This window comes from Achromobacter deleyi (genome assembly GCF_902859705.1).
Classification (GTDB): Bacteria; Pseudomonadota; Gammaproteobacteria; order Burkholderiales; family Burkholderiaceae_B; genus Achromobacter; species Achromobacter deleyi.
Window position 1 is genome coordinate 142,014 of sequence record NZ_CADIJO010000016.1, and the last position, 9,994, is coordinate 152,007.

Genomic DNA, 9,994 nt, shown 5'->3' on the forward strand with positions numbered 1-9,994 from the left:
CCCCTGGAAATGGCCCTTCTCAGGAACGTGGCAAAATTGACGCTTTGTCGCTGCTTTTTCCTATTCTTTCAAGAATGACCTCCGCCACGACGCCGACCCCCGCTGCATCCAATTTCCTGCTCAACATCGTCGAAGACGACCTGCAAGCCAACCGCTTCCAGGGCAAGCGTTGGGCGGGCAAGCCTGGCCCGGCGGCCGTGCAGCAGCAGGGTGAGCCCGATCCGGCCCGCATCCGCACGCGCTTTCCGCCGGAGCCCAACGGCTACCTGCACATCGGCCACGCCAAGAGCATCTGCGTGAATTTCGGGCTGGCCCGCGATTTCGGCGGCGTCTGTCACCTGCGTTTCGACGACACGAACCCCGAGAAAGAAGACCAGGAATACGTCGACGCCATCATCGAGGCCGTGCACTGGCTGGGTTTCGACTGGAAGGCCGACGGCCGCGACAACCTGTATTTCGCCAGCGACTACTTCGGCTATATGTATGAGTTCGCCGAGGCGCTGGTCGAGGCCGGCCACGCCTATGTCGACGAGCAAAGCCCCGAAGAGATCCGCGCCAACCGCGGCACGCTGACCGAACCCGGCACCGACTCGCCCTGGCGCAACCGCCCGGCCGCCGAGTCGATCACGCTGCTGCGCGAGATGCGCGACGGCAAGCACCCGGACGGCAGCCTGGTGCTGCGCGCCAAGATCAACATGGCGTCGCCCAACATCAACCTGCGCGACCCGGTCATGTACCGCGTGCGCCATGCGACCCACCACCGCACGGGCAACCAGTGGTGCATCTACCCGATGTACAGCTGGGCGCACCCGGTGGAAGACGCGCTGGAAGGCATCACGCACAGCGTGTGCACGCTGGAGTTCGAAGACCAGCGCCCGTTCTACGACTGGATCCTGACGCGCCTGGCCGAGCTGGGCAAGCTGGCCCAGCCGCTGCCGCACCAGTACGAATTCGCCCGCCTGAACCTGAGCTACGTGGTCACCAGCAAGCGCAAGCTGCTGCAACTGGTGCGCGAAGGCCACGTGGACGGCTGGGACGACCCGCGCATGCCGACCATTTTCGGCCTGCGCCGCCGCGGCTACACGCCGGCCTCGATCCGCCTGTTCTGCGACCGCACGGCGGTGTCGAAGTCGGATTCGCGTATCGACTACAGCCTGCTGGAACAAGCGGTGCGCGACGACCTGGACCCGATCGCTGCGCGTTCGGTGGCGGTGCTGGACCCGATCAAGCTGGTGATCACGAATTACCCGGAAGGCCAGACCGAAGTCTGCACGGCGCCGCGCAATCCGCACGATCCGGAAGCGGGCGTGCGCGAATTCCCGCTGTCGCGCGAGCTGTGGATCGAGCGTGACGACTTCCGCGAGGAAGCGCCGAAGAAGTATTTCCGCCTGTTCCCGGGCAATACGGTGCGCCTGAAGTACGGCTACGTGGTGCGCTGCACGGGCTTCACGAAGAACGAGGCGGGCGAGGTGGTCGAGGTGCAGGCCGAGTACCTGCCGGAGACCAAGAGCGGTACGCCGGGCGCGGACAGCGTGAAGGTCAAGGGCAATATCACCTGGGTGAGCGCGGCGCATGCGGTGCCGGCGCAGATCCACCTGTACGACCGGTTGTTTGCGGATGCGCGGCCGGATGGCGGGGACAAGGATTTCCTGGCTTGCCTGAATCCGAATTCGAAGCAGACCGTCACTGCGTGGCTGGAGCCGGGGACCTTGGCGGTTCCTGGGGCGACCTGGCAGTTTGAGCGGTTGGGGTATTTCACTGCGGACTTGAAGGAGTCTTCTGTGGAGAAGCCGGTGTTGAATCGGGTGGTTACGTTGCGGGATTCCTGGGGGCAGGGTTGAGTTGCTGCCTGGGTCTCTGTCTGAGATCTTCTTTTTGAGAAAGGCGCCTCTTTGTGGGGCGCTTTTTTTTTGTGGGTCGTCCGGGGGAATGGGATGTCGCGGCGTGCGACGGGGCGCGGCCTTTATTGGGGGGGGTTGGGTTGCAGGGTTGTTTCTTCGTAGGTCGCCCCTCGCGCCGGGGATCTGTGGGGCGAGCGCCCACGATTGCGGTCCGGAGCCTTCGCTCCGGACTGCCCCTGCGTCATCCTCGTCCGCCTGCGGCTCCCTACGGATTCCCTTGGGCGCATCGAGGTTGCTCGCCCCACAGATCCCCGGCACGAGGGGCTACGGGTTGCGAGGGTTGGGGCGCTGCTGGGCCGGAGTGGGAGGGGGGAGTTTGCGGGGCCCGTCCCGGACGGCCGCGCGGGCGGCCTTGCCGGGACTTACGCGGTTTCGTGCGTCGTGGCGGTGTGCGCGGAGCGCTTGCGCGCAGCGCGCCTTGTTGGGGTGGCCCGTTGGCGGGTGTGCGGGTCGCTTTTGCGTGTGTCGGCAGGGGCCCTGTCTGTTCGACTGCGCTTAGCGCGGGCGCCCTGCCTTATTGCTGTTGCCCTGCCTAGTCCATCTTGATGTTGGCGGCCTTGACTACGTCGGCCCATTTGGTGGTTTCTGATTTCATGTAGGCCTCGAAGTCGGCGGGGGTGCCGCCCAGGGGTTGGCTGCCTTCGGCTTCCAGGCGTTTGATCAGGTCGGGTTCTTTCAGGACGGTCTGTATGCGGGCGTTGAGTTGGGTGACCATGTCGGGGGGCATGTGGGCGGGGCCGACCAGGCCGGTCCAGGCGGAGGCTTCGAAGCCGGGGTAGCCGGATTCGGCGACGGTGGGGACGTCGGGCAAGGCGGCCAGGCGGGTGTTGGAGGTGACGGCCAGGGCGCGCAGTTTGTTGGCGGCGAGCAGGGGGAAGGCGGTCTGGGGGGTGATGAAGTAGAGGTCGGTCTGGCCGCCTACCAGGTCCGTGACGGCGGGGCCGGCGCCTTTGTAGGGGACGTGCAGGAACTCGATGCCGGCGCGGCGGGCAAGCATGACGCCGGACATGTGGCCGATGGTGCCGTTGCCGGCCGAGGCCAGGCGCAGGGACGAGGCGGGCTTTTTCTTGGCGTCGTCGACCAGGTCGGCCAGGGTCTTGTAGGGCGAATCGGCACGCACGACCAGGACGACGGGCTGGGCGGCGATCAGGCCGACCAGGGTGAAGTCCTTCTTGGGGTCGAACGGCATCTTGGGATAGAGCGCCGGGTTGATCGCGAGGTTGGCGGCCTGGCCCATGCCGACGGTGTAGCCGTCGGGCTGGGCGCGGGCCACGTAGTCCATGCCGATGTTGCCGGTGGCGCCGGGCTTGTTCTGCACCACCAGGCTCCAGCCGGTGGCCACGCCCAGGCGTTCGGCCAGCAGGCGGCTGACGACGTCGGTGCCGCCGCCCGGGGGCATGGGCACGACCAGGTTGATGGGGCGCTCGGGATAGGCGGCGGCGGTGGCGGGCGCGGCGCCGGCCAGGGTGGCGGCGGCCAGGACGGCCGCGGCAAGGCAGCGCGGAAGAAGGCGCGGGAAGGGATTCATGCGGTTGTCTCCAGAAGGATTCTTGGTGGCGGCCGGGGCGGTCGCGGTCAGTTCACCGGCCCTACGACGCCGGCTTCGGTCAGGGCCGCGATCTGCGTCGCGCTCAGCCCCAGGGTTTCCAGCAACTGGGCGCCCTGCGCGCCCAGTGCCGGGGGATCGGTACGCACGCCGGGGCGGCGGCCGCCCAGCGTGATGGGCAGCAGCGGCACCTTGGCGTGTTTGCCAGCCGCACCATTGCCTGCCCCGCCGCTGCCCGCACCGCTGCCCGCACCGTCTTGCGGCAAGGTGATGTCGGCCAGGCCGCCGGTGGCGGTCAGGTGCGGGTCGTCGAACAGGTCCTGCGGCTTGGCAATCGGCGCGTAGGGCAGGCCCTGGGCCTCGAAGCGAGCGGCGATGTCGGCGGCGGCCAGCGGCGCCATGCGTTCGCGCAGCATGGGCATGAGCCACGAACGGGCTTCGACGCGGTCGTTGTTGCCGGCCAGGCGCGCATCCTGGGCCAGGTCGGCGAAACCGAAGGCCTCGCAGAACAATTTCCATTGGGTGTCGGACACCACGGCCAGGAAGATCTGTTCGCCGTCCTTGACGGTGAAGACGTCATACACGGCCCAGGCCGAGATGCGGCTGGGCATGGGGGCGGCGGGCTTGCCGGTGACGGCGTACTGCATCATGTGATGGCCGACCAGGAACACGTTGTTCTCGAACAGCGCGCTTTGCACTTCCTGGCCGCGGCCGGTGCGGGCGCGTTCCAGCAGCGCGGCCATGGCGCCCATGGCGCCGAACATGCCGCCCATGATGTCGTTGACCGCGGCGCCGGCACGCAAGGGCCGGCCTTCGGGGCCGGTCATGTAGGCCAGGCCGCCCATCATCTGCACCACTTCGTCCAGCGCGGTGCGGTGCTGGTAGGGGCCGGGCAGGAAGCCTTTGTGCGAGACGTAGATCAGGCGTTCGTTCAGCCTGGACAGGGTGGCGTAGTCCAGCCCCAGCCGGGCCATGGTGCCGGCCTTGAAGTTTTCGCTGACGATGTCGGCGCTGGCGATCAGCTTGAGCACCAGCTCGATGCCGCGCGGGTCCTGCAGGTTGACCGGCAGGCTTTTCTTGTTGCGGTTGAACATGGCGAAAAAGCCCGCACCCGAGCCCTTCAGGCGGCGCGTGTTGTCGCCCTGCACCGGTTCGATCTTGATGACCTCGGCGCCCAGGTCGGCCAGCATCATGCCGCAGGTGGGGCCCATGACCATGTGGGTGAATTCCACCACCCGGATGCCGGCCAGCGGCAGCGGCGCCTCGCCAGTTTGGGTGGCGGTTTGTGCGGCGGCGTCGTGCGATTGCGGATTCATGCGGCCTCCCGCGCGTAGATGAAGCCCTTGGGCAGGCCGGCGTCGGGCACGTGGCCGTACAGCGGTTCGCCGGGCAGCCCCTCTTGCAGCGCGTCGCGCGCGGCCAGGAGGCCGTTCATGTCGATGCCGGTATCCAGGCCCATCGACTCGAGCAGGAACACCAGGTCTTCGGTGACGATGTTGCCGGTGGCGCCGGGCGCGTACGGGCAGCCGCCAAGGCCGCCCTGGCTGGCGTCGAACGTGTCGACGTCGGCCTCCAGCGCGGCCACCACATTGGCCAGCCCCTGGCCGCGGGTGTTGTGAAAGTGGGCGCCGCCCGCGCGTGCGCCGAGTTCGGCGCGCAGGGCCTTGAACAGGCGCTTGACCTGCGCGGGGTTGGCGTAGCCGGTGGTGTCGGACAGCCCCACTTCGTCCACGCCCAGTTGCGCCATCGCGACGGCCAGGCGCAGCGTGTCGGCTTGCGGCACCTGGCCGGCCAGCGTGCAGCCAAACGCGGTGGACAGGCCGGCTTCCAGTTTCACGTTGGGGAATTGCGCATTGCGCAGGGCCACCACGGCGGCCACTTCGTCGCGCATCTGCGCGTGGGTCTTGCGCACGTTGGCCAGGGAATGGGCCTCGCTGACCGACACGGGCAGCGTGACCTTGACCGCGCCCGCCTCGAAGGCCGCGCGGGCGCCGCGCAGGTTCGGGGCCAGCGCCGCCACGGCCAGGCCGGGCAGTTGCCGGGCGCCCGCCACCACATCGGCCGCGTCCGCCATCTGCGGCAGCAACTTGGGCGGCACGAACGAGCAGACCTCGATTTCGCGCAGGCCGGCCGCGGCCAGCGCGGTGATCCAGCGCAGCTTGGCGGGCGTGGACATGACGGCGGCGATGCTCTGCAACCCATCCCGGGGGCCGACCTCGCTGACTAGAATCTGGGGCATTGACTTTCTCCTTAGTGTTCTATAAGATAGAACGACGTTCTATAAATTATTCCCCATCCGGATTCCGGGTGTCAACCCTGCCTGCCCGAAAGGCCGCTTTGCCATGCCCAGAAAAGCCAGCCAACCCTCGTTAGCCGACCAGCACGCAGCGCCCGGCGGCGCCGCCGCGGTGGACCGCGCCCTGTCGGTGCTGTCCGCTTTCCGCACGGGCGACCGGTCACTGACCCTGGCCGAACTGGCCGAACGCACCCAGCTCTACAAAAGCACGGTGCTGCGCTTGCTGGCCTCGCTGGAACACGGCCGCCTGGTGCAGCGCACGGCCGACGGCCACTACGCCCTGGGCGCCGAGATCGCACGCTTGCATGGGGTCTACGCGGCCTCGTTCTCGCTGGAAGCCGTGGTCATGCCGGTGCTGCAGGAACTGGCGCGCCTCACCCGCGAAAGCGCCGCGTTCCACGTGCGCCAGGGCGAACACCGCCTGTGCCTGTACCGGGTCGATTCGCCGCAGCCGGTGCGCGACCACATCAAGGCCGGCGACCTGCTGCCCCTGGACCGGGGCGCGGGCGGCCGCGTGCTGACGGCGTTCGGGGGCGCGCCGGGCGAGCCCTACGAATCCATCCGCCAGAGCGGCGTGGTGGTACTGGAAGGCGACCGCATGCCCGAGCTGTCGGGCATCTCGGCGCCGGTCTTCAATGCCACGGGTGAATTGGCCGGAGCGGTCACGCTGACCATGCCCACGCCGCGCCTGCAACGCGACCACGCGGCGCTGGTGGTGGCCGCCGCGGCGGATGCCACCCGCAAACTGGGCGGTTTTTACCCTTGGCCGAACGATTGAACGGCCCCGGGGCGGGTTATCATCCCCGACATTGCGCAGCCGGTCGCATGCGCCCCTTTCGGGCGCACAGAACCGCCAGCCCCACTCAAGATGAACACTGAATCCCTAGCCCTGGACTTCAAGAGCGCCACCCTTTATGCCATCCGGGTGGTCCTGCACAGCGCCGACCCCGAACGCCTGAACGCCGCGCTGGCCAAGCGCATGGCCGATGCGGGCAGCTTCTTCGAGAACGAACCCGTCGTCATCGACGCCAGCCGCGTCGAGGAAAAAATCGATTGGACCGCGCTGGTCGCGGCGCTGCGCGGGCATAACCTGCCCCCCATCGGCGTGGTCGCCGAAGGCGCCAACCTGGCCGCTGCGCGCGCCGCGGGCCTGACGCCCGTGGAACTGTCCACGCCCGCAGCCCGCCCGATGCCGGTGGTGGACACCGCGCCGCCCAACGACGTCGCCACGCCGGTGCCGTCGGTGCCTGCCGCCGCGGTCGAGATCGCCTCCGCGCCCACGCCGGCCGACACGCCCGCGGACAAGCCCGCCGAGAAGTCCGCCGACACCGCGGCCGCCAAGTCCGCCGAGCCCCTGCCCGAGCGCGCCGCCAGCAGTACCACGTCGGCGCCCAGCCCGACGCCGGCCGCGCCGCAATCGTCGTCGGCGCTCGTCATCACCAAGCCCCTGCGGTCCGGCCAGCGCGTCTATGCGCGCCACACCGACCTGGTCGTCATCGGCATGGTCAGCCAGGGCGCCGAAGTCATCGCCGACGGCAACGTGCACGTGTACGGACCGCTGCGCGGCAAGGCCATGGCCGGCGCGCGCGGCGATACGTCGGCGCGCATCTTCACCACGCACCTGGATGCGGAGCTGCTGGCCGTGGCCGGAGTGTACCGTGTGGTGGAAGACAAGCTCGACAAGTCGCTGCAGAACCAACCGGCACTGGTGCGGCTGGATGGCGACACGCTGCGCATCGAGGCGCTCAAGGCCTGACGGCAACACATTCTGTAAGAAGCCTTACATGGGCTTTTTGCTTTACGATAACGCGATTTATTCGAACATAAGGGTTTGATCGTCATGACACGCATTGTTGTGGTGACTTCCGGCAAAGGCGGCGTGGGTAAAACCACGACGAGCGCCAGTTTTTCCGCGGGCCTCGCGATGCGGGGCCACAAGACCGCTGTCATCGACTTCGATGTCGGCCTGCGCAATCTCGACCTCATCATGGGCTGCGAGCGTCGCGTGGTGTACGACTTCGTCAATGTGATCCAAGGCGAAGCCACGCTCAACCAGGCGCTGATCAAGGACAAGCAGCTTGAAAACCTGTTCATCCTGCCCGCCTCGCAAACGCGCGACAAAGACGCGCTGACGCAGGAAGGCGTGGAAAAGGTCATCAACGACCTGAAGGAAATGGGCTTCGACTACATCGTCTGCGATTCGCCCGCCGGCATCGAAACGGGTGCCCTGATGGCCGCCTACTTCGCCGACGACGCGCTGGTGGTGACCAACCCCGAAGTCTCGTCCGTTCGCGACTCTGACCGCATCCTGGGCATCCTGGCGGCCAAGTCCAAGCGCGCGGTCGACGGCGGCGAGCCGGTCAAGGAATTCCTGCTGCTCACGCGCTACAACCCCAAGCGCGTGGTCGACGGCGAAATGCTGTCGCTGGGCGACATCGAAGACATCCTGCGCATCAAGCTCATCGGCGTCATTCCCGAATCCGAAGCCGTGCTGCAGGCGTCCAACCAAGGCCTGCCCGCCATTCACCTGAAAGAGACCGACGTTTCCGAAGCCTACAAGGACGTCGTGGCCCGTTACCTTGGCGAAGACAAGGCCCTGCGCTTTACCGACTACGAGAAGCCGGGTTTCCTGAAACGCCTGTTCGGAGGCAAGTAAGCAATGTCCTTCCTGTCGTTTCTGCTTGGTCAAAAGAAATCGTCCGCTTCCGTCGCCAAGGAGCGGTTGCAGATCATCCTGGCCCACGAGCGGGGCCGCGGCGACTCGCCCGACTACCTGCCGCAGCTGCAGCAGGAACTCATCGCGGTCATTTCCAAGTACGTGAAGATCAACCCCGAAGACATCAAGGTGCACCTGGAACGCCAGGACACCCTCGAAGTGTTGGAAGTGAAGATCGAAATGCCGCAAAGCGAAGCCTGACGCACGCGCCGCGCAGACGTTCTGCGCGGCCCGCGGCACGTTCGCGCACAAACGAAAAACCCTCGGTTTCCCGAGGGTTTTTTCATGGGCGAAACACTCAGCGCGGGCGGCAGCAGGCATGGATACCTGCCCCGGGCACCGGCCCACCCAGGGCCGGCGTGCCCTTGCCGCAGCGGGCTTAGTGCTTGCCGACCTGGTCGCCGATGACACCGCCGATGGCTGCGCCACCCACGGTACCCAGGATGCCGCCGTTGGTGATGACGGCGCCCGCCACACCACCCAGCGCCGCACCGCCCACCGTGCTCTTCTGGCGATGGCTCATGCTGTCCCAGGACGAGCAACCTGCCATCGTGGCAGCCATGGCAACAGCGACACAGATTTTGGAAACAGATGCGATCTTCATGATGAGGCTCCTATTCTTGTACCCGGGGCCGCCCCTGAACAAGACGCGAGCGCACGACACCCCTATGGGTTTGGAGCCTTCAGGATCGCAAAATATCCCGGGGGACGGTGTGAGGTTTGCCCAGGAATTGTGTCAAAGGGCGAGGGAATCTTTGCGGTTCCCCTGGGCCGTGTTGCAGGGCTTGCGCACTATTTGACCAGACGTAACACGTCGCGGAAGCGCGGATGCTCGCAGGTGTCCATCCATTCGAAAATGGCCATTTCCGAAGTGACGATCTCGGCGCCATGGGCACGTGCCCGGCGCAGCGCGGCGTGGTGGTCGGACGGCTTGCGCGAGCCTGCCGCATCCGACACCAGCACCGCCTTGTAACCCGCATCGATCAAACCGATGACGGTCTGCAACACGCAGATGTGGGCCTCGCAGCCCGCCACCAGCACGGTCTTGCGCGCAGCCGGCAGCCAGGCGTCAAAGCCGCGCTCGCGCGTGGAAGAGAAATGCATCTTCTGGAACGTGGACTGCACCAGCTCGTTCAGCGGCGCCACGGTCACGCCGAGCATCTTGCTGTGATGCTCGGTCGCCACCACCGGCACCTCGAGCAGGCGAGCCGCCTGCGCCAGCTTGTGCGCCGTAGCCAGCACCGCATCGCCGTCGTGGATCACGGGCATCAGGCGGCCCTGCATGTCGACGATGAGCAACGTGGAATCGGAAGCTTGCAGCAACATGGTGGAGTACTCCTGTCAGAAGCTTGCAGCATAACGCGGAAGAATTTGCGGGTAACGCCTCGGCGCCCATTTGCACAGGCAAAAAAATCCCGGCACATTGAACTGACCCCCAGAAGTTGGACGGTCAACTAAAGCCCGAAGGCCTGGGCTCGGTATTGCACCGGGCTCAGGCCTTTCAGCTTGAGCTTGATACGGTCGTGATTGTAGTA

General features: G+C 66.7%; 11 protein-coding genes. 5 read left to right on the forward strand and 6 right to left on the reverse strand.

The genetic code is table 11. The annotated features are described in order from the left end of the window. Nucleotides 1-74 precede the first annotated feature (74 nt). Nucleotides 75-1,841: a glutamine--tRNA ligase/YqeY domain fusion protein gene (locus HV798_RS21795; protein ID WP_175190810.1), complete on the forward strand. Its 1,767-nt coding sequence runs from the start codon at nt 75-77 to the stop codon at nt 1,839-1,841. A 592-nt stretch (nt 1,842-2,433) separates the two neighbouring features. Here HV798_RS21795 and HV798_RS21800 read toward each other — a convergent pair. The 3 genes from HV798_RS21800 to HV798_RS21810 are packed head-to-tail and all read right to left on the reverse strand — an operon-like array spanning nt 2,434 to nt 5,686. After that, on the reverse strand, nt 2,434-3,429 hold the full coding sequence (locus HV798_RS21800; RefSeq protein WP_175190809.1) for a Bug family tripartite tricarboxylate transporter substrate binding protein: 996 nt from the start codon (nt 3,427-3,429) through the stop codon (nt 2,434-2,436). A 47-nt stretch (nt 3,430-3,476) separates the two neighbouring features. Further along, complete coding sequence (locus tag HV798_RS21805; RefSeq protein WP_175190808.1) at nt 3,477-4,763, reverse strand: CaiB/BaiF CoA transferase family protein; 1,287 nt, start codon at nt 4,761-4,763, stop codon at nt 3,477-3,479. Beyond that, nucleotides 4,760-5,686, reverse strand: a complete 927-nt coding sequence (locus HV798_RS21810; RefSeq protein WP_175190807.1) for a hydroxymethylglutaryl-CoA lyase — start codon at nt 5,684-5,686, stop codon at nt 4,760-4,762. The genes HV798_RS21805 and HV798_RS21810 overlap by 4 nt, the downstream gene beginning before the upstream one ends. 103 nt (nt 5,687-5,789) lie before the next feature. Between HV798_RS21810 and HV798_RS21815 the strand changes: the two genes are divergently transcribed. The 4 genes from HV798_RS21815 (at nt 5,790) to minE (ending at nt 8,660) form a co-directional block, all read left to right on the forward strand. After that, nucleotides 5,790-6,521, forward strand: coding sequence for an IclR family transcriptional regulator (locus HV798_RS21815; RefSeq protein ID WP_175190806.1), 732 nt, complete (start codon nt 5,790-5,792; stop codon nt 6,519-6,521). A gap of 90 nt (nt 6,522-6,611) precedes the next feature. After that, the gene (minC, locus tag HV798_RS21820) at nt 6,612-7,499 is read left to right on the forward strand and encodes a septum site-determining protein MinC (RefSeq protein ID WP_175190805.1); all 888 of its coding nucleotides are present in this window, start codon (nt 6,612-6,614) and stop codon (nt 7,497-7,499) included. An 84-nt stretch (nt 7,500-7,583) separates the two neighbouring features. After that, nucleotides 7,584-8,399: a septum site-determining protein MinD gene (gene minD, locus HV798_RS21825; RefSeq protein WP_025136805.1), complete on the forward strand. Its 816-nt coding sequence runs from the start codon at nt 7,584-7,586 to the stop codon at nt 8,397-8,399. A 3-nt stretch (nt 8,400-8,402) separates the two neighbouring features. Next, nucleotides 8,403-8,660, forward strand: coding sequence for a cell division topological specificity factor MinE (gene minE, locus HV798_RS21830; protein WP_025136804.1), 258 nt, complete (start codon nt 8,403-8,405; stop codon nt 8,658-8,660). Nucleotides 8,661-8,838: 178 nt separating this feature from the next. Here minE and HV798_RS21835 read toward each other — a convergent pair whose 3' ends face one another. From HV798_RS21835 to HV798_RS21845, 3 genes are all read right to left on the reverse strand, one after another. Next, nucleotides 8,839-9,063 carry a glycine zipper 2TM domain-containing protein gene (locus HV798_RS21835; RefSeq protein ID WP_025136803.1) on the reverse strand — a complete coding sequence of 75 codons (225 nt, stop codon included), beginning with the start codon at nt 9,061-9,063 and terminating at the stop codon, nt 8,839-8,841. A 188-nt stretch (nt 9,064-9,251) separates the two neighbouring features. Further along, the gene (locus HV798_RS21840; protein WP_025136802.1) at nt 9,252-9,785 is read right to left on the reverse strand and encodes an isochorismatase family protein; all 534 of its coding nucleotides are present in this window, start codon (nt 9,783-9,785) and stop codon (nt 9,252-9,254) included. Between the two features lie 128 nt (nt 9,786-9,913). Beyond that, nucleotides 9,914-9,994 (reverse strand): IS3 family transposase (locus HV798_RS21845; protein ID WP_175167171.1); only part of this gene is annotated, 81 nt, incomplete at its 5' end.